The 20,481-nt window shown below is 39.8% G+C and carries 17 protein-coding genes; 5 read left to right on the forward strand and 12 right to left on the reverse strand.

Annotation, left to right across the window (positions count from 1 at the left end):
• Positions 1-24 precede the first annotated feature (24 nt).
• The 10 genes from EJL04_RS07710 to EJL04_RS07750 all read right to left on the reverse strand — a co-directional run bounded on the left by EJL04_RS07710 (position 25) and on the right by EJL04_RS07750 (position 9,802).
• On the reverse strand, positions 25-711 hold the full coding sequence (locus EJL04_RS07710) for a hypothetical protein (RefSeq protein WP_164511732.1): 687 nt from the start codon (positions 709-711) through the stop codon (positions 25-27).
• Positions 712-913: 202 nt separating this feature from the next.
• Complete coding sequence (locus EJL04_RS07715) at positions 914-1,741, reverse strand: glycosyltransferase family 2 protein (protein WP_125104586.1); 828 nt, start codon at positions 1,739-1,741, stop codon at positions 914-916.
• Positions 1,731-3,068 carry an O-antigen polymerase gene (locus tag EJL04_RS07720; RefSeq protein WP_125104587.1) on the reverse strand — a complete coding sequence of 446 codons (1,338 nt, stop codon included), beginning with the start codon at positions 3,066-3,068 and terminating at the stop codon, positions 1,731-1,733. The genes EJL04_RS07715 and EJL04_RS07720 overlap by 11 nt, the downstream gene beginning before the upstream one ends.
• A gap of 11 nt (positions 3,069-3,079) precedes the next feature.
• On the reverse strand, positions 3,080-3,988 hold the full coding sequence (locus EJL04_RS07725) for a capsular polysaccharide synthesis protein (RefSeq protein ID WP_125104588.1): 909 nt from the start codon (positions 3,986-3,988) through the stop codon (positions 3,080-3,082).
• Positions 3,989-3,992: 4 nt separating this feature from the next.
• Positions 3,993-4,664, reverse strand: coding sequence for a CatB-related O-acetyltransferase (locus EJL04_RS07730; RefSeq protein WP_241209962.1), 672 nt, complete (start codon positions 4,662-4,664; stop codon positions 3,993-3,995).
• Positions 4,661-5,161: a GDSL-type esterase/lipase family protein gene (locus EJL04_RS07735; protein WP_164511733.1), complete on the reverse strand. Its 501-nt coding sequence runs from the start codon at positions 5,159-5,161 to the stop codon at positions 4,661-4,663. The genes EJL04_RS07730 and EJL04_RS07735 overlap by 4 nt, the downstream gene beginning before the upstream one ends.
• 67 nt (positions 5,162-5,228) lie before the next feature.
• The gene (locus tag EJL04_RS16350; protein ID WP_164511734.1) at positions 5,229-5,369 is read right to left on the reverse strand and encodes a hypothetical protein; all 141 of its coding nucleotides are present in this window, start codon (positions 5,367-5,369) and stop codon (positions 5,229-5,231) included.
• Positions 5,357-6,706, reverse strand: a complete 1,350-nt coding sequence (locus EJL04_RS07740) for an oligosaccharide flippase family protein (protein ID WP_125104590.1) — start codon at positions 6,704-6,706, stop codon at positions 5,357-5,359. The genes EJL04_RS16350 and EJL04_RS07740 overlap by 13 nt, the downstream gene beginning before the upstream one ends.
• Before the next feature lie 145 nt (positions 6,707-6,851).
• Entirely contained in the window at positions 6,852-8,183 is a 1,332-nt protein-coding gene (locus tag EJL04_RS07745) for a nucleotide sugar dehydrogenase (RefSeq protein ID WP_125104591.1), read from the reverse strand.
• 887 nt (positions 8,184-9,070) lie between these two features.
• On the reverse strand, positions 9,071-9,802 hold the full coding sequence (locus EJL04_RS07750) for a hypothetical protein (RefSeq protein ID WP_125104592.1): 732 nt from the start codon (positions 9,800-9,802) through the stop codon (positions 9,071-9,073).
• Positions 9,803-10,338: 536 nt separating this feature from the next.
• On the opposite strand from EJL04_RS07750, the gene EJL04_RS07755 reads away from it, so the two are divergent.
• Entirely contained in the window at positions 10,339-12,444 is a 2,106-nt protein-coding gene (locus EJL04_RS07755) for a VapE domain-containing protein (protein ID WP_164511735.1), read from the forward strand.
• An 878-nt stretch (positions 12,445-13,322) separates the two neighbouring features.
• On the opposite strand, the gene EJL04_RS07760 is transcribed toward EJL04_RS07755, so the two are convergent.
• The gene (locus EJL04_RS07760) at positions 13,323-13,541 is read right to left on the reverse strand and encodes a DUF4248 domain-containing protein (protein ID WP_125104594.1); all 219 of its coding nucleotides are present in this window, start codon (positions 13,539-13,541) and stop codon (positions 13,323-13,325) included.
• A 722-nt stretch (positions 13,542-14,263) separates the two neighbouring features.
• On the opposite strand from EJL04_RS07760, the gene EJL04_RS07765 reads away from it, so the two are divergent.
• The 3 genes from EJL04_RS07765 (at position 14,264) to EJL04_RS07770 (ending at position 15,497) form a co-directional block, all read left to right on the forward strand.
• Positions 14,264-14,692 carry an HU family DNA-binding protein gene (locus EJL04_RS07765; protein WP_021853816.1) on the forward strand — a complete coding sequence of 143 codons (429 nt, stop codon included), beginning with the start codon at positions 14,264-14,266 and terminating at the stop codon, positions 14,690-14,692.
• Between the two features lie 291 nt (positions 14,693-14,983).
• Complete coding sequence (locus EJL04_RS16810) at positions 14,984-15,085, forward strand: smalltalk protein (RefSeq protein WP_021853815.1); 102 nt, start codon at positions 14,984-14,986, stop codon at positions 15,083-15,085.
• Between the two features lie 13 nt (positions 15,086-15,098).
• The gene (locus EJL04_RS07770) at positions 15,099-15,497 is read left to right on the forward strand and encodes an N-acetylmuramoyl-L-alanine amidase (RefSeq protein ID WP_021853814.1); all 399 of its coding nucleotides are present in this window, start codon (positions 15,099-15,101) and stop codon (positions 15,495-15,497) included.
• A gap of 597 nt (positions 15,498-16,094) precedes the next feature.
• Here the strand turns inward: EJL04_RS07770 and EJL04_RS07775 are convergent.
• On the reverse strand, positions 16,095-16,724 hold the full coding sequence (locus tag EJL04_RS07775) for a UpxY family transcription antiterminator (protein ID WP_164511736.1): 630 nt from the start codon (positions 16,722-16,724) through the stop codon (positions 16,095-16,097).
• Positions 16,725-18,440: 1,716 nt separating this feature from the next.
• Here EJL04_RS07775 and EJL04_RS07780 point away from each other — a divergent pair.
• Positions 18,441-20,273, forward strand: coding sequence for a DNA polymerase III subunit gamma/tau (locus EJL04_RS07780; protein WP_125104596.1), 1,833 nt, complete (start codon positions 18,441-18,443; stop codon positions 20,271-20,273).
• Positions 20,274-20,481: the final 208 nt, after the last annotated feature.

Consider the following 20,481-nt stretch of genomic DNA (forward strand, 5'->3'; position numbering starts at 1 on the left):
AAAGTTAAATTATAAAATCATTTATTAAAAGAAATCTATAAGTAAGTTATTATTAGCCCATTTCGTAATAGCATCAATCTGAATATCATTCTTATCATGATTAACATTCTCTATACATAAGGCTGTTTCTTGTGATGATAACACGGTAATAAAGCCAAACCTTGCTCCTGTATGAACTACTTTCGTGCCATTAAGTCTACACATAAAATTCAGCCATAGATCATCACCATTTATACACGTTGATTTAATTGCCTCAATATTAAAAATATTGTTGTTATAACAATGTGGCGGATAAAGTACTCCTCCAATACCTGTTGGCATGATATTACTCACGGGAATCATAAAATTATCAACCTTATCCCAATTTCTGTACGATTTTTCTTTATTAATTTTAATCCCTCTATTACATATTACACAATCAGAATATTTATCGTGAGCATCTAATAATGTCCTTAAAAGTATAGGAGAATACAGAACGTCATCATCTACAGTTACAACTATGTTGTTAGGATACTCTTTAAAAGCATAATAATACTTTTTATGAGACTTTAAATCATCACTGACAAAACGTATGTCCAGTCCTTTCTCAATCAAATTAGTCAACGATTTTGGCAATGAATCTAAACCTTTCGGAAACTGATTTTCAGACAGCCATAATATTACTTTAAAATTATCAACGAGTTTCTGATTTAATAATGTTTCAATAACCATCCACAATTTAGATATTCTTGCTGGATATGACGTTAAAGACACAATTAGCGTATCGTCACTAATATAAGTCTTATCCGTTTTTGCCCTCAAAGCATATCGCACATATATATTAGCAGAAACCCTGATTGCATATCTTAAAATTCTCAATAAAAGATAATTCGTTGAGATTTGACTGTACCATTTATCAAAATACTGTAACATATTAAATATTCTTCAATGTTTCTGATAAATCCTGCTTTGTCCACCCTTGTTTATTCATATTCCAAGAATGATATTTTGAATAAAATGGCATAAACTTCTTTATACTATTTTTTATCTTTAATTTTTTGTAATTAATTTTCAATCTATCGATAATTTCTTTTGGCGCAGAAAATTTTGATAAAATATCTATATTTTCAAGAATACTACGATCATAACTATCTGTTGATGCACCAGCATTATTATCAAATAAACCAACTAAAGTATCTATATATTTGTATTTTGCTCCATTCTCAAATGCTTCAATAAAGAAACAATAATCTGCACTGTTCTTATATTCTAAATGAAATGGATATTTTAATTGTAATGTTCTACGAATAAAAGTAGACGGATGATTAACAGGCATTGCCTCAAAGTAGTGACGATGCAATATAGAAGGCTTCATGTCTTTATAACCATAATCTTTGAAATAACGGGAATTACATAAAATAAAGTCCTCACCATTATCTCTATATTCTGAAAACACTTTGTCTATAGCATCGGGAGTTATAAAATAATCGCCACAATTACGAAATATTATCCACTCACCTGTTGCTGTATTTGCACCTTTCTGCATGGCATCATAAATGCCTTTATCTGGTTCACTTATCCAACGTAGCTTACCTTCATATCTCTTTATAATATCTAATGTACCATCTTTGCTCGCTCCATCAACAACAACATACTCCAAATTTGTATATGTTTGCTTTAATACATTTTTTATTGTTTTCTCTATGTTCTTTACATCATTATAAACCACTGTTATTACTGATACTTTTACATTACTTTTCATAGACACATCTTTTATTTAACAACTTCATTTTATCCATATATACAATTAGCATCATTGGTAAAACTATATTTTCTGTATACGATATTGTAGCTCCGGAAAATGAACCAAAAATATAATTGAATAAATATAAGAACAGGCAAAATACAATCATATTAATCTTCCTGTTTTTATATGCCTGAACTAGCATTATTCCCCATATTACAAGATATATGGCCATACCTACAAATCCCAACCTACATATTAGATTTCCATAGGCTATATCTGGAGTTGATAACTGAACAACCTCTCCTGTTTCCCTATTCTTTAATCCTATATTAAAATGATACATTTTACGAACTAATTCTTTTTGTTGATCACTCAACAATCCCATACCAAAAATCTGTTCTCCTATAGAGCGGTCTGCAAGATATGCCATTCGTTCATATACTAATGCAAATCTATATGTCATAGTTCCAGCAAATTGCCCATTAACATTCATAAAATCTCCAGATATAATAGCTTGTAAATCACCTCCAGTAGATTTATCATCGCTTTCAAAACGTTCCATTAATATAGGCATAAAAGGTGTAATTGCTATTAGTCCTAAAAGCCCATATTTTACTATTTTTTTGTAAGAACCATTTAGATATAAACCAATCAGTATAACCATTATTGTTCCTGCAATTTGAGTTCTGCCTTGTGTACATAATAAGGCAACAAACATTATTGCTATAACAATTGTATTTTTCCATCCTTTAAAATATTTTGAATAGAATATAAGTAGGAATAATGAAATATCCAAGAATGGTGGAGCATTATAATATCTAAATGTACCATCCACACTGTCATTCGAATAATTTTGTTCACTATCAGGCAAAGTAGGCAGACCTGATTGACATTGTATGATATATAGTACAGATGTTATAAGTGTGATATAAATTATTTTTTTTAAAATCCATTCTAAATCAGAACTTTTTATTTTCCTTATAAAGAAAAATGCAAATATTATGAAATACCGTCTACCTCCTTGAATAATTTGTATTATATCTAATTGATAAAATAACATAGAAAATAATACATTAAAGAGCATAAAAACAAGAAATATCTTTAGCCATTTTTCTATATTAATATTGTGGACATATTTTATATGTTTTTCATTGAAATAAGAATATAAAAATATTATTACAAAATATAATAAAGCAGCATCTTGATTTTTAAAACCAATAATATTATCGGTTAATAAGACAAAGCCTCTACTACAAAATGACAAAAAAATCAATAAACTGTATTTCTTTTTACCATTTATATACAGAATTATTGATATTAACAGTAACGCGATACCAAGCATTGTATTTTTATTTAATAGTGTTCAACTAAATATCCGTAATTCGTAAGCTTTCCATTTAGATATTTTATATAATTTCTTCTTCTTTGTAACTTATTATAAGGATTATTCTTCAAATACACTTCTAAAGCATTATTATTACAAGGCTCATTTAATATTGAATCCAAATGAAATATATTTATATTATTAAACTCTACATTATCTAATTCATTTTTGAAAGTCTCTATCTGCCTTAATGATATATCTGTGAAATAATCTGTAAGGAAATAATCTATTAAGACTGTTTGATTTTGCCAATAAGTAATAAGAGCTTTATAAATAAAATTTGCATATTCATTTCCTTTTGGAATATACATAAGAGCAATGTTCCACCTACAATGTGATACACACTCTATTTCTTTTTCATATAATTTTGTAGTCCAATATTTTGATGTATCTGAAATAGATATTTGTTTTGTAACAAATGTTGTAGCATCAATCCATAATCCACCATACTTATTTAATAATGCAAAACGTAAAATATCAGAAAATTCTGTTAATGTAATACTTGTATTGTTTAGTTTTCTCCAGATAAATGATGGAAGATCGATATATTCTTTTACGTTAGATAATGAAAGTAAATGAAAATTCCAATCATTGCAATTTCTTTTTATACTATTAATACATAATTTTATCAATTCAGGAGCATTGTCAAATCCTTGAGCCCAGAAAACCCATAACTCATTTGATGGAGAAACTTCATTAGTGTTATTTATATCATTATCATAATTTATTATTTCTTTACAAAGCCATTTCTCAATATAAAAATGTTTAATTTTTATAATTTCTTTTCTAAATCTTTTATTCTTGCATATGCGTAATAACGTCTTTATAAAAAATAGTTTAAAGCCAAAGCTATATAAATATAAAATATAATTTTTCATTCAATCAATATTTATTATAATAGTTTTTCAGTTTTTCAATATTTGATAAATACAACCAATTCTTACTAAACCATTCAATTTTATTATTCCACCATTTACATTCTAATAAAAAGTTTATTGTTTCTTCATCAAAACGATATTTCATAACTTTAGCTGGTACGCCACCAACTATTGCATAAGGAGGCACGTCTTTAGTTACAACAGCACCTGTCAAAACCATCGCACCATCTCCAATCTTGACACCCTGTACTACTTTAACATCATACCCAATCCAACAATCAGAACCTATCACTACAGAATATGGCTCTTCTTGATAAAGAATTTCGTCATATAAATTCTTATTTGCAAACGTATAACCATTTTGTTTTCTAATAGAGAAAAACATCGGGCATGTCGTTGCAAATGGATACGTATATGGATGTCGACCAACAACAGTACAAAACCTTCCTCCTATAGAAGTAAACTTTCCAATTTTTCCATAACATCTGCTTTCTTCTCCTATATATGAGCCATAACCCATATAACCTTTAAACTCTGTATTATATCCGATTTTGTTTGCTCCTTCAAATATAGAATCTTTAGATATTATAGAGTTATAAGAAAAAATCAAAATATTACGCCATTTATGCTTCAAATAAATATAATCAAAAATTTTCTTTATATTAAATATCATCATTGGACAAAACTCTTAAGTTTATCATACCATCTCTTATATGCACTATCTTTTAAATGTATTCCATCTTTAGTTAAGGACATAGGCATTTCGTTATTTTTTACATATAAGCTAAACAAATCAACAAACATACAATGTTGTTTAACTGCAAGCTTTTTTATCAGCTTATTGGCATCAGCTATTTTATCATTACTTCCATAATCAGTATTTCTAGAACTATTTACCGGCAAAATACTTTGTAAATAAATATCCGCATCGGGTACAGCCTTTTTAATAGAATCAACCAATAATTTATACTTTTCATAGAACGTCTTTAGCTCCATGTCTTTTAAACCGTTAATTCCAGCCATAACAAAAACTTTTTCAGGGGAAACTGCTTTTATAGTTTCTATTCTCCTCATCATGCCGTTTATTTTGTCTCCCGGATATCCAAGATTTACAACTTTTTTATCAGGAAAAGCCTTGTTAAAGGCACCATAATATGTTATTGAATTACCCAAAAAAACAATATCAGCATCATAGTCTAATTTTTTTATAGTATTTTCCCAACCTTTTACAGCCCAATAATCAGGCTCTTTTTCGGGGGGGGGATAAAATACCCATTTTTATTTTCAATTTATGTATATAACCACTTTTCTTTGCTACATAGCCCAATATTAATAATGTTACTATATTCGTTATCACAAAAATTTTATTTATTTTTTCCATAAACCATGAGCTTTTTGATTCAATATCTTATTAATCTGAATAGTAAAGAAAATACTATATATAATATTTATAAATATCATCGAACACAGGACACCATACGCACCAATGAAATTTCCCAATAACAAAGACAATGGTATATGTAAAACTAAGCCTATAAGAGTAACATACAATTGAAGTTTTATAGTTCCTATACCATTAATTAGATTCACCTGTAATGAATCCCAATTATTAATCATCATATATAATGCTACGAGCAATGTCATCAAGAATGGAATATCTGCTTTATCCCCTATCCATATCCTATAAGCAATAGGAGAAACCACAACCATTATTATCATAATAACAACAGACAACAAATAAACTTTTGTCATTTTTCTGTAAACAGACCTCATCCAGTTAAAATCTCGTTTTGTATATGCATCAGTAAAGGCTGGCCATAAAGGAGATAATATTATTGTGTATGCCATCATTGCAATTCCTATGTATTTGTAAGATATATTATAAGCTGTAACTTCTTGAGGACCAGAAATATTGCTAATTAAAATATTAGTACACTGAAAAAGTATTACAACTTGAAGCTGAATGATAAAAAAACTTGCTCCAAGATTGAACAGGTCTTTTATATATTTTTTTTCAATCGCCTTTATACTTGGTGCAACTTTATTAAATTTTTTATGATAAAGTATTAGCGATGCTATAATCACAATAATAACAGGCATCATTGATAATGCGAATGCCAATGCCATTAATGACGGTGGACATGTTTTTGTAAGTATAAAAATAGCAACTAATGATAAAATATTACCTATAACAGGAAATGAAGATGATAATGCAACTTTCTGATAGGCCGCTATTACTGCAGTTAAAACATTAACTATCATCTGCAAACAAAAACAAGCTGACAAAACATACAATGCTTTTATTATATCATCATTATATACTTCTTTTACATTTAAAAAACTGGCCCAATTAATATGCGGTATTATTATTTCCAATATTATACATAATGGTATGAAAATCAATACCATCATAAAATAGGTGGTGCTGACCAGTGCCTTTCCACGTTTCCAGTCGTTTAAAGCTATAGCTTCAGCAAGTTTGTTTTTTAATCCCAAGGTGAAACCTACATCAAAGAATCCAAGCCAAACCATTATCGAAGATATTGTTAACCATATTCCATATATCTCAGACGATACATATCCTAAAGTTAACGGGACCAACAATAAAGATACTATTATACTTATGCCTTTAACAAAGAATGAACCTATAATATTTTTCTTTACCGCTACGCTACGCGAGTTTCCTCCTGTTATTAATTTCTTTATACTTAAATCCATACGATTAATTAAAAACCTAGAGAGTACATTAATACACGCAATTTTAATTAGTGTTTAGCTCTATCGCTATATTTATTTTTGTATTTATGAAATCAAAGTCTATTACTTGAGAGCTTCTTCTATATAATTTCATCAAACAAAAATCTTAGTCTCTTCTAAATATATCTCTTGTATAAACCTTGTCCTTTACATCATCCAGACAGCTGTCGTATCTGTTGGCAATGATAGCCTTGGACATCGACTTGAATTCGTCCATGTCGTTAACAATCTTAGAGCCAAAGAACGTGCTGCCGCTTTCGAGCGTTGGCTCGTAGACGATTACCGTCGCACCCTTTGCCTTTATTCGCTTCATGACGCCTTGTATTGAACTCTGGCGGAAGTTGTCGCTGTTTGACTTCATCGTCAGGCGGTAAACACCGATTACGGTTTCCTTTTCCTTGGATTCGTCATAGCAGCCGTTTGCCTCATAAGTGCCAGCCATCTTCAACACCTGGTCGGCAATGAAGTCCTTACGTGTGCGGTTGCTTTCAACAATGGCATGTATCAGATTCTCAGGCACGTCTGCATAGTTTGCCAACAGCTGCTTCGTGTCTTTCGGCAGGCAATAGCCGCCGTAGCCGAAGCTCGGGTTGTTATAGTGTGTGCCGATTCGCGGATCAAGGCATATTCCCTGAATGATGGCCTGAGTGTCAAGTCCTTTCACCTCTGCGTATGTGTCAAGTTCGTTGAAATAGCTTACACGCAGAGCCAGATATGTGTTGGCAAACAGCTTTACAGCCTCTGCCTCTTTGAGTCCCATAAACAGAGTGTCAATGTTCTCCTTTATGGCACCCTGTTGCAGCAGTTCGGCAAAGGTCCTGGCCTTCTCTTCCAGATTATCGCCCGCAATGGCCATTATAGCCTCGTTCTCGTCATCGCGTCCTGCGATATGTTTCGGATAGCCTACGATGATACGGCTGGGATAAAGATTGTCATACAATGCCTTGCTCTCTCTCAGGAACTCCGGTGAGAACAGCAGGTTGAACTTTTTGCCCTGCAGCTTTGCGTCGTTCTTGAAACGCTCTGCATACTTGACATAAAGGCTTCGGCAATAGCCTACAGGTATGGTGCTCTTTATCACCATCGTGGCATCAGGATTCACATCAAGCACAAGGTCGATAACCTCTTCTACATGACTTGTGTCGAAATAATTCTTCACAGGGTCATAGTTTGTCGGAGCTGCTATAACCACATAGTCGGCTTCCTTATATGCTGCCGCACCGTCAAGCGTTGCAGTCAAATTAAGTTCTTTTTCTGCGAGATACTTTTCTATATAGTCATCCTGTATAGGACTTATCTTGTTGTTTATTTTCTCTACCTTTTCAGGTATTACGTCAACTGCAGTTACTTTATGGTGCTGGCTTAAAAGTGTTGCGATACTAAGTCCTACGTAGCCTGTTCCGGCCACAGCAATCTGTAAGCTATTAAAATCTTTCATATCTATAATAATTATTTTATTGATATATTTTTCAACTGATTTTTAATTAAAAATTAACTGTTTTCTGTTGCGAAACTCAGCGGTTTATGTTAGAAAAACAAATGAGTTATAAGAGCCCCACCAAACCTCCCCCGTGGGGAGGCTTTTGTTTCTCGGTAGTTAGAGTAGTTAGGGCCATATGCTTTGTGTTCTCTTGTCATAACTTCATCGTTTTCACTTCCGTTCTTGGTAATTTATCTTTACATATTGAAAGTATAATCACCTTGTAGTAAGGTTGTATATGTTTTGTTCTTTATGTAATATTTATTGTTCTATATCAGAAAATCTTTTTCCGGTTTTGAAAAAGATTTTGAAAATAAATATTTACATTTTATTTTTCGGTTTTATTTTTTTATTTCAAAAAAGATTCGGCCTTTTTCGCGTTTTTTGCTACAAGTAGTGATTAAAGCCTGCAGTGCTCTGTCAAAGGGTAACCACACAGATGTAAGTCGCTGTATATATGCGTGTTATGTTTGTTTCTTATGCCGTTTTCAGCCTCCCAGAGCACTGTAAGAGTGATAGGGTGGTAAGCTGTTTTCAAAACTTTTTATATATATGCGATAAAATAAATTATCGGCATGTATATATATTCATTTTATTTTTTTTTGCGCGTATATAATATAAAAAGTTTATAAAGTAGGTGGTAACCCTGTCACTGCGTGAGTTAAAAAGCCCCACCAAACCTCCCCCGTGGGGAGGCTTTTGTTTAGCCATATGCCTTTATTGCTTCTTGTCAGCATCTGGACTAACTTTCTTAATTTTTAATTGCTCAAGCCTGCTCTTCACTTAATAATGCTTCTTTAACTCCTAATTCTTTGTTTTCTTCTCATTTTCGCCCGAACTGCCATTCACTTTATTTCCTCTTCCGTCTTGAAGTTGCCGCGCCAGGCGATGGAGCCTTTGGTGATGAGGCGTTCCATGGGGAGACACTCGTAATAGACGAAACTTCTGAGGAAGGCCAGTATGCTGTTGTCGTTAGACTTTTTGGTGCCGGTGGTGAGGTCGATAGTGTATGACTCAGTGAGATGGCCATGATCCCATACTTCATAGTCGGTGCGGCACTCAGGTGTATGCGAAAGATCCATGGTCCATGTGCCGTCGGGACGACCTTCGGCATCACAGCGGCCGGTGAAAATCTCGCCGGAGAAATGACCGTTTATGGCACCACAAGGATGACCGTCGCTCATTTCCACAAAGAGAAGATTGTCAACGGCATTTCTGCCGTTCTTGCCGGATGACTTATACTTATAGATGCCATTGTGACGGCCCTCGAAATAGTCGACGTAGAGCAGCTTGTTGGAACCGTGGCGCTTATGATGGAACTTCCAGCGGCCATGTTTGCTGCTGTGCAGATAGGTGCCGCTGACATAGTCTGTCGTCTTGCCGTGAGGGTGGTAGTAATATTTGCCCAGATAATAGAAGCTGCCTTCGTAAACGCGGCCGTCGGCACGCTCGTCGTAGTAATAATAGGCCTTTCCGTCGAGATAGCGGCCGGCATAGTGCTTGCTGCCATTACGTATTTTGTGGATAAAGGGAAATTTAAGTAGTTCCTTAAACTGCCTGGACAGTGTGTCAAACATATTTTTTCTTTTTGTTTTATTTGTGCCCTCCCGGCTGTGGAGGGCATTAAACATCTACGATGGCGTCAGCCGCAACGGGTCAGCAGAAAATAGTCAGTAAGAATGAATTAACCGATGTCGATGATTGATATTAAGAGTTAGTCGGTTTAATGTTATATGATGTATTTGTTTTTCTGTACTGCTGACACGTCATTACGCCAGATTTATCATTCTTGCAATATTGTGGTTTGTATATTGTTGAAGGCAAGGCCTCAGCATCAGGACAAACTTTCTTAATTCTTAATTGCTCAAGCCTGCTTTTCGTTCTTCACTTAGAAAAATCGAAATATAAGCCTCCACACGGGGGAGGTTTGGCGGGGCTCTTTAGTTGCGCTTTTGCGCTCTCGTACTGTAGTTTTAAAAACTTTTTGTCCCCGTGGGGACAATTTTGTTAATGCTACAAAATGTTGTTATATATTTGTGGCCATCGCAGACAGTCTGCGTGGCAAAAAAACTAAATCTAAAAGAATAATATGCAATCTACTATCTTCAAAAACATGTACAGCCAAGACTGCCGGAGCATTGAGTGGCAGGAGATAATAAACATCATTACCGGAAACACTCTTGCCGGAGATACTGCAAAATACAGATATTACTTAAGCTGCAAACTGGACGATGATGCACAAAAGCTGAAAAAGCGCATGCCGGCATTTACGCCTGCCGTGGTGTGCAACGGCGGCAGAAAGCCGGAAAACTTTGTAAGCCTGACAGGCGTGGGTATGTGCGACTTTGACCATGTGGACGATGTCGAGAAAGCCATGGCTGCTGTCGCGGACGACATTCACACGATGATGACTTACAGGACTATATCGGGCAATGGTGTAAGAGTGCTGTTTCGCTATGAGCCTTCAAACGGTGAAGCATGGCCGGCCAACGGCGACGCCAGAGGCATGGCAGAGATGTATGACAGGGCCTTTGCCGAGGGTAATGCCTATTTTGCGCGTCTGCTGGGATGTGAAGCCGACGGACAGTGTAAGAACCTTGGGCGGCTGTCGGTGTTATGTCATGACGAAAAAGCAGTCATGAAGCCTGACTGTGTGCCTTTTGTGATAAGCCGCAGCAAGGACGGCACGAAAAAGGAAAACAGAAAGGCCCAGGGACGGCGACCCGTGTTGGGCAACGCCATAGATGCCATAGAGCAAAGACTCGATGCCGACGGAGTAAGGTATATTAAAGGCTCATACAACAGATATGTGTCGCGCACAGGATATTATCTCAACATGCTCGGCATAGACGAGAACGAGGCTACACAATGGGCGGTAAGCAACTTCAGCGACTATGACGAAAAGGACGTGAGAAGTATATTCAGGTCGTGCTACTCACACACTGACGAGTTTGGCTCGCTGTCTATCAATGCCTTAAAACGCCATGACCAGACCGACGGCAAGCGCAGGCGCAAGGCTGACGCTAAAAGCGGCAGGCCGAAGGCAGACTATGCGTCGGTGGACGATATTGAGAGTTTTCTGGGCAGTCAGGCAAAATTCAGATTCAACATCATCACGAGAAAGATAGAGACTAACTTCAACGACAACGGCGACAGATCCGGACGCTTCAGAGAGCTTACTGACCGCGACGAGAACACACTGTGGTCAAGGATGTGCAAAAGCGGCATAAAAGCCAAGAGCTGCGATGTGCACAGTGTGCTGGGGTCTGAATTTGTGGCTGAATGGAACCCGTTTAAAGAGTATTTTGACAATCTGCCCGAATGGGACGGCACCACTGACCATATTGGCACGCTGACGGCTATGGTGCACGTCAGGAAGGGCGACTTATGGGATGACACCGAAGACCCGCAGGGCCTGTTTGACATGTGTTTCAGAAAATGGCTCGTGGCCATGGTGGCGTCGCTGCTCGACAAGGAGGTGGTGAACAACGTGATAATGGTGCTGATAGGCCGTCAGGGCATATACAAGACCACGTTTTTCAACTATCTGCTGCCGGAAGAGCTGCGGCCGTATTTTTATACTAAGACCAACAGCGACACGATGACGAAGGACGACAGGCTGTCGCTGGCGGAATATGCTATCATTTGTCTTGAAGAGATCGACTCGATGCGCACGCCGGAACTGAACCAGCTGAAGGCTCTCGTAACGACGAAGACGATAAACGAGAGGGCGGCTTACAGCAGGTATAAGGAGAACAGAGCGCACATAGCCTCGTTCTGCGGCACGGGCAACAACATGCAGTTTCTGACGGATCAGACGGGCAACCGCCGCTGGCTGCCCTTTGAGGCTGACTATATCGACGACCCGCGCACCGTGAGGTATGACTACCAGGGCATATACAGTCAGGCGCTGGCACTATGGCGCAGCGGCATGGCTTACTGGTTTAACGGGTCGGAGATTAACACCATGGCGCGCCACATAAAGTCGTTCGAGGTGCCTAACGTTGAAGAGGAACTGATAGTGACCTACTACAGGCTGCCGCTGGAGAACGAGCCGTATAAGCTGGTGAACGCCACGAATATCATTGAGCATATCAACATCTTCATCAAACGTGCCCTCTCGACCATCAAAGTGGGCGTTGCCATGAAAAAACTTGGCTTTAAACAGAAAACAACCAGTCGGGGACGGATGTATATGGTGGTAGAGAGGGAAAAATAAGAGCCCCTCCAAACCTCCCCCGTGGGGAGGCTTTTGTTTCTCGGTAGTTAGAGAAGTTAAAGAAGTTATCGCCAACAGCGTTGGCTAGGAGCATATTTAAGTGAAGAACGAAGAGTGAAGAGTGAAAAATCCAAATGCATTGTTGTCTTTTTTCACAAGCACAACGTTGCTAATGTGCCGGCGGATCTGCGCTCCGCCGGAATAAAGTATAAGAACCGAAGGTCAGCGTAGCTAATTTGTGATCCGATTACTTCCAATTCTGTCATTATCATGCTGTTTTAAACTCGCTTAGACATTTAGATTTTTAACTTTTAATTTTTAATTTTCGCCAGAACTGTCCGATTACTTCCTATTTTGTATTGTCATGTTGTATTAAACTCGCTTAGACATTTAGATTTTTCACTTTTAGTTGCACTTTTGCGCCTACTTTTCGTTCCTTACTTTCGTAAAAACAGCGGTATTTTAAGCGGATCAAAAATTAGCTACGCTGACCTTCGGTTCTTATATTCTATTCCGGCAGATTGCAAATCAGCCGGCACATTAGTCTTGTTGGTTATTATCAATTGCAATGCATTGGCAATAGCCTCCGTTCCTTACTTTCGTAAAACAGCGGTATTTTAAGCGGATCAGGAGATCCTTATATTTAATTCCGGCGGAGCGCAGATCCGCCGGCACATTAGTCTTGTTGATTATTGACGCAAGCATTACTTTTGCACATGGATTTTTCACTCTTCGTTCTTCACTCTTCACTTAAATATGCTACTAGCCAACTCCGTTGGCGATAACTCCTCTAACTACTTTAACTACTAATTACAATACCCAACAAAGCAATTGAATTTTTAATTCTTAATTTTTAATTGCGCAAGCCTGCTTGCGCACTACGGTTCCCCTAATGCCTCTACGATCAGTTTTACCTGTGCGGGCGTATAGGTGCGCGACTTAGGCGATGCGCCTATGGCTGCGAGTTGTTCACGAAGGTTAGGATAGCGGTCTATCCATAACGAGAGCTTATGATAGGCGGCACGGGGATTCATGTCGGGGCAGTAAGCCTGGGCAAGCTCCATGCGGCCGTATGTGCGTATCTTGAAATATTCCATATCTGCTTTGACTTAAAGACTCCGTCGCTCCGTAGAAAGGCGTGAGATGCCTGCGGCAACGGGGACTGTTATTATGTAGCTAAGATACGAAAAAATTGCGAGATAAGCAAAGGTTTATGTAACTTTAAGTCACTGTAACTCACCATTTTACACATTATCTCATTTCTGACTTTTGCTGCTTTGTATCTTTGCAAAAGAAAGTTCAGTAAATTGATAATTATGAAACGTAGTTCAGCGTAAGCTAAAAGAAGTTCAGCATAAGCTAATTGGTGAAACAGGAAGTAAGCGGATTGAAAATCCTGATACTCCTTTCCGGCGGAGCGCAGATCCGCCGGCACAATAGCAAACGTAGTGGTTGCGACAAGAATCAACAAGGCATTTGACTCTAACTACTAACCAGCTCCGTTGGAGATAACTACTTTAACTCCTGACAAGAAACGGAGTTCGGCGCAGCTAATTTGTGAAATAGGAAGTAAGCGGATTGAAAATCCTGATACTCCTTTCCGGCGGAGCACAGATCCGCCGGCACATTAGCAAACGTAGTGGTTGCGACAAGAATCAACAAGGCATTTGACTCTAACTACTAGCCAACTCCGTTGGCGATAACTACTATAACTACTTTAACTCCTGACAAGAGGAGCACAGACGCCAACTAATTATGAATTATGAATTGTGAATTGTGAATTATAATCGTATTATTAATCTTTAAAACTTTAAAAACTATGATTCGTTACAAATTGTATCAGAACAAGATGGAAGGCAACACGGGGTATAACCTATGGTACGCCCGCGCCGTGTGCGACGAGACTTACGACACGGAGATGCTTGCCAAACACATGTCTACTCACAACACTCCCTACTCGCCCGGAGTTATACACGGTGTGCTGAAAGACATGATTGCATGTATCAAGGAACTGCTGCTCGACGGCAAGAACGTTAAGCTGGACGACCTGGCGATATTCTCCGTTGGTATAAGGAGCAAGGGTGCCGCCTCTGTTGCCGCCTTCAACGTGGCTGAATATGTCAGCGGTCTGAAACTCCGCGCACGTGCTACCGGTAACCTCTCGACCTCTACCCTGAAACAGGACGCCGTGGTGAAACAGCTCACGAAATACTCGGTAACTGACACCGGCGAAGGAGGAGGAATTTAAGTGAAAAGTGAAAAAACAGAGTTTGACGTTAGTCAATCCAATTGTATTGTAGGTCCTTTTCGCAAGCATTATGTTTGCCGTTGACTCTAACTTTAACTCATGGTTGAATTGAACCCACAAGACATATGGATTTTCATTCTTAAGTTTTCACTTTCGTAATACTGCGATAGTTTAAGCGGATTGAAAACAGCCCTACGCAGAGTGACGAAAAGAAGCCACTTAGAAGCCTCCCCACGGGGGAGGTTTGGAGGGGCTCTTTTTCTTTAACTTAATATTAAATTTATAATAAATATGAACGACCAGAAGAAAACTATCTTTAAGATTATTATTCAGACTGTAATCAGTGTGTTGTCGGCCGTGGCTGCAGCTTTCGGCTTACAGAGTTGTATGTAAACTTACATGACCGATGAGAACAATTACTCTTATCATCATTCACTGCTCGGCGACTCCCGAAGGGAGGAGCCTGAGCTTTGAGGAGTGCCGGCGAGACCATATAATGCACAGACACTTCCGGGATATCGGATATCACTTCTATATCACACGCGACGGCACCGTGCACGACGGACGACCCATAGAAAAGGTCGGGGCGCACTGCGAAGGCCATAACTCCCACTCTATCGGCATCTGCTACGAAGGCGGACTTGACGCCAACGGCAAGCCGGCCGACACCAGGACTGAAGCCCAGCGCAAAGCCTTGAAATCTTTAGTAGAGAGAATGCACCGTCTGTTTCCTAAAGCCCTTATCGTTGGGCATCATGACCTAAACCCACGCAAAGCATGCCCGTGCTTTAAAGTGGAGCCATAATTGGGTTGGACCGAGCTACGTTTTTGTATGGAGTTAAAGTAGTTAAAGAAGTTATCGCCAACGGAGTTGGCTAGGAGTTAAAGTCATATGCAAACGTAGTACGTGTTTAAGTGAAGAATGAAAATCCAAATGCATTGTTGTCTTTCTTCGCAAGCACTACGTTGCTTATGTTCCGGCGGATCTGCGCTCCGCCGGAATGGAATATCAGGATCTGAGATCCGATTACTTCCGCCGGAACATTAGTTAAAGCCATGTGCCTTTATTGCTTCACGTCAACTGCAAGACTAACTTCCTTAATTTTTAATTGCGCAAGGCCTGATTGCGCTTTTGCATCTGCTTTTCCTTCCTTACTTTCGTAAAGCAGCGGTAGTTTGAGCGGATCAGGAGATCCTTATATTCGATTCCGGCGGAGCGCAGATCCGCCGGAACATTAGTCTTGTTGATTATTGTCGCAAGCACTACGTTAGCATTTGGATTTTTCACTCTTCACTCTTCGTTCTTCACTTAAATATGCTCCTAGCTCACCTTAGTGAGCGATAACTACTTTAACTTCTTTAACTCCAGACAAGAACGCTGTTCGGCGTAGCTAATTATAAATCATTTCCCTATTTTCTCCAGATCCGTTGGCGATATGTTCATGCGGGCACAGCCGAGGATGTCGAGCTGCACTACGATGTCGAAGTTGGCGGCAGCGGCTGAGTCGTGGCTTTCGCATCTTACGATGTTGCCTTCTAGTCCAAGGAGTTTGCCGCGCACGACACGCACCTTGTCGCCAAGACGCAGCGGCAGGGGCTCGATAGTGATGGCGGCGTCGGAGTTGTAAAGGATAAAGCGGAGCTTCTCTATTTCACGGTCGGGCACGATGGCTACGGGATGCCAGCCGTATTGGTTGGTGGCAGCGGCGCGGTTGACCATGAAGCGCTTTACGAAAGGAAGGTTGACAACATGATGGCGGCGGTCGGCCTCGGTGCAGCGCACAAAGACGGCTGCAGGAATAACAATACGGTCGATGATTTTACGGCGCCCGTTCTTCCAGCGGCGCAGCTCTTTTTGTGTAGGAACGTATGTGTCGTAGCCCAATGCAGCTATCTTTTCGGCACACACTTTTTCGGTGTTATTGCTGACTATCGCAACGTACCATCTGAAAGGTTGAGATACGCCTACGGCGTCGCCAGCGTCATTATTAGCCGTCGCAAGATTGTCGTTCGAATTTACATTTCCGTCCATGAAAGTCCGGTTTATGTTTGCTCTTTTATGATGCCCCACGTTATTATATAATATGTGAAACACCGGTGCAAAAGTAATATTTTTTATATAAATAAGTAAACAAAAGCGGCATTTTTTTTGAAGCCGTACTGTAGGCGGAACAAACAAAACGAAAAAACAGACAACAACGCATGCACGTAAGCATCTGACATAAAAGAATTTACAGACATAAGCATCCAGCAGCCAACCACCTTGGTGCATAATGGTTCATTTGCATCGTGAGAAAACAAAGGTGCTGAAAGTCCCAGACAATAATGGTATTGTAATTAGTAGTTAAAGAAGCATTTTCTAAGTGAAGAACGAAGAGTGAAGAGTGAAGAATCCAAATGCCTTGTTGGGTATTGTCATTGGGAGTTAAAGAAGTTAAAGGAGTTATCGCCAACGGAGTTGGCTAGTAGTTAAAGTCATATGCCTTGTTGATTCTTTTCTTTGTAATAGAATTGATAATAAACGACAAGGCTATTGTGCCGGCGGATCCGCGCTATTGTCATTGGGAGTTAAAGAAGTTAAAGGAGTTATCGCCAACGGAGTTGGCTAGGAGTTAAAGTCATATGCCTTGTTGATTCTTTTCTTTGTAATAGAATTGATAATAAACGACAAAGCTATTGTGCCGGCGGATCTGCGCTCCGCCGGAATTGAATATAAGGATTTATTTAATCCGCTTAAAATACCGATTGTTTAAGTAAAGAGCAAATGCAAAAGCGTAACTAAAAGTGAAAAATCTAAATGTCTAAGCTGGTTTAATACAGCATGACAATACAAAATAGGAAGTAATCGGACAGTTCTGGCGAAAATTAAAAATTAAAAGTTAAAAATCTAAATGTCCTGTGGCTATTGCCAATGCATTGCAATTGATAATAACCAACAAGACTAATGTTCCGGCGGATCTGCGCTCCGCCGGAATTAAATATAAGGATCTCCTGATCCGCTTAAAATACCGCTTGTTTAGGTGAAAAGCTGACACAAAAGCGTAACTAAAAGTGAAAAATCAAAATGTCTAAGCTGGTTTAATACAGCATGACAATACAAAATAGGAAGTAATCGGACAGTTCTGGCGAAAATTAAAAATTAAAAGTTAAAAGTTAAAAATCTAAATGTCTAAGCAGGTTTAAAACAACATGATAACGCAAAATAGGAAGTAATCGGATCGCAGATCCTGATATTTCATTCCGGCGGAGCACAGATCCGCCGGCACAATAGCAAACGTAGTGCTTGCGAAAAAAGACGACAATGCATTTGGATTTTTCACTCTTCACTTTTCATTCTTCACTTAAACACGTACTACGTTTGCATATGACTTTAACTCCTAGCCAACTCCGTTGGCGATAACTTCTTTAACTACTCTAACTACCGATGATAACCATCAAAGCTCATGGAGCGCAGATCCGCTGTAATAATACCAAACGTTGTGCTTATTTAATTTCTAACAAGAACCACAAAAACGTCAGACATAAATCAAAACATTTGATAAGATTTTGTTTTTCGTACGATTTGAAGTATCTTTGCATAAGATATACTGCATCTCTGCATAACATTCAAGCGTGGCTTAATGATTCTGCATTCGATTTGCGATATCTTTGCATAAAACATGCGGCATCTCAGCATAACATTCAAGCATGGCTTGAAGATTACGCACACGCAATGAGGACGTTATCTTCGCTTTGATTTTTTTGTATTATGAAAGAATATATTGTTTCTGCGCGCAAATACAGACCTATGACCTTCGACTCGGTTGTGGGACAGGCGGCTCTTACCACTACGCTGAAAAACGCGGTGAAGAGCGGAAAGCTGGCTCATGCCTACCTGTTCTGCGGACCCAGGGGCGTGGGCAAGACTACATGCGCACGTATCTTTGCCAAGGCCATCAACTGCCAGAACCCTACTGCTGAAGGTGAGGCCTGCAACGAATGCGAAAGCTGCAAGGCGTTCAACGAACAGCGCTCGTATAACATCTTTGAGCTCGACGCTGCCAGCAACAACTCGGTGGAGAACATCAAGGCTCTGATGGAACAGACAAGAATACCGCCGCAGGTGGGTAAGTATAAGGTGTTTATCATCGACGAGGTGCACATGCTGTCGACAGCGGCATTCAACGCCTTTCTGAAGACTCTTGAGGAACCGCCTGCACACGTGATATTCATCCTGGCGACGACAGAGAAGCACAAGATTCTGCCTACCATCATATCACGCTGTCAGATTTATGACTTTGAGCGCATGACGGTGCCCAACATCATCAACCACCTGAAGATGGTGGCCGACAAGGAAGGCATAACTTATGAGGAAGAGGCGCTGAACGTGATAGCGGAGAAGGCCGACGGCGGAATGAGAGACGCGCTGTCGGTGTTCGACCAGGCTGCAAGTTTCTGTCAGGGCAACATCACATATAAAAAGGTGATTGAGGACCTGAACGTGCTCGACGCCGACAACTACTTTAACATCATCGACCTGTGCCTGGAGAACAAGGCGGCAGACGTGATGGTGCTGCTGAACAACATAATAAACAAGGGCTTCGACGGCGGACACCTGATAAACGGACTGGCGGTGCACGTGCGCAACGTGATGATGGCAAAGGACGAACAGACGCTGCCGCTGCTGCAGGCGAGTGCATCGCAGACGGAGAAATACAAGGCGCAGGCTGCCAAATGCAGTTCGGCGTTCCTGTATAAGGCGCTGCGTATTATCAACGACTGCGACATAAACTACCGCCAGAGCAGCAACAAGAGACTGCTGGTGGAGCTGACGCTGATAGAGATAGCGCAGATAACTCAGCCTGACGACGAAGGGGCCGCCTCGGGGCGTTGCCCTAAGAGACTGAAATCCCTGTTTAAAAGACTTATGGGCGAAAGGCCAAAGGCGGCTATGCAGGTGGCTGCGGCCGAGCCCAGCGTTAACCGCCATACGGCCATTGCCAAGCACAATGCCGAGAAGGCGGCAGAGAGCGTCGTGTCTGCAAGCGAAGGCAGCAGCACCGACAACAGCATGAGCAAAGGCGACGGAGCAAAGGCCGCACAGCCGGCTATGACGACGAATCTGCGAAAACTGAAACTGGGCAGCATCGGCAAGACGTTTGCCAACCTGAGACGTCAGGGCGAAGAACCGCAGATAGTGGCGGAGCAGGACGTAGAGGTGGTGGACAACGGTGAGCACAACACGTTCACAGAGGACGAGATGCTGACGCAATGGGTAGGTATGTGCAACCGTATGCCGCAGCAGATGACGGGAATAGCGGCGCGCATGAAGAACATGATGCCGACAATAAAGGAGTTTCCGAACATCGAGGTGGTGGTTGACAACGAGATTCTGCTAGAAGAGATAAACAAGATTAAGGGCAGAATACGCAACACGCTGATAAAGGCACTGAGAAACAGCGACATAACACTGACGCTAAGACTGGCAAAGCCTGAAGAGATAAAGCGCATACCGACAAACCGCGAACGCTTTGACGAACTGAAAAATACAAACAAGGCCTTCGAACGACTAAGCGAAATACTCGGACTGGAAGTAAGCTAGGAATTCATAATTACGTTCTTGTCAGGAGTTAAAGGAGTTGGTTTAGGAGTTAAAGGAGTTATAGTAGTTGGTTTAGGAGTTAAAGGAGTTATAGTAGTTATCGCCAACGGAGTTGGCTAGGAGTTAGAGTCATATGCCTTGTTGATTGTTGTCATAGAAAGACATACGAATTGACTTGCGTCCAACTTCATTTTTCTCGCAACCACTA

It is taken from the genome of Prevotella marseillensis, assembly GCF_900625065.1.
Taxonomy (GTDB): domain Bacteria; phylum Bacteroidota; class Bacteroidia; order Bacteroidales; family Bacteroidaceae; genus Prevotella; species Prevotella rara.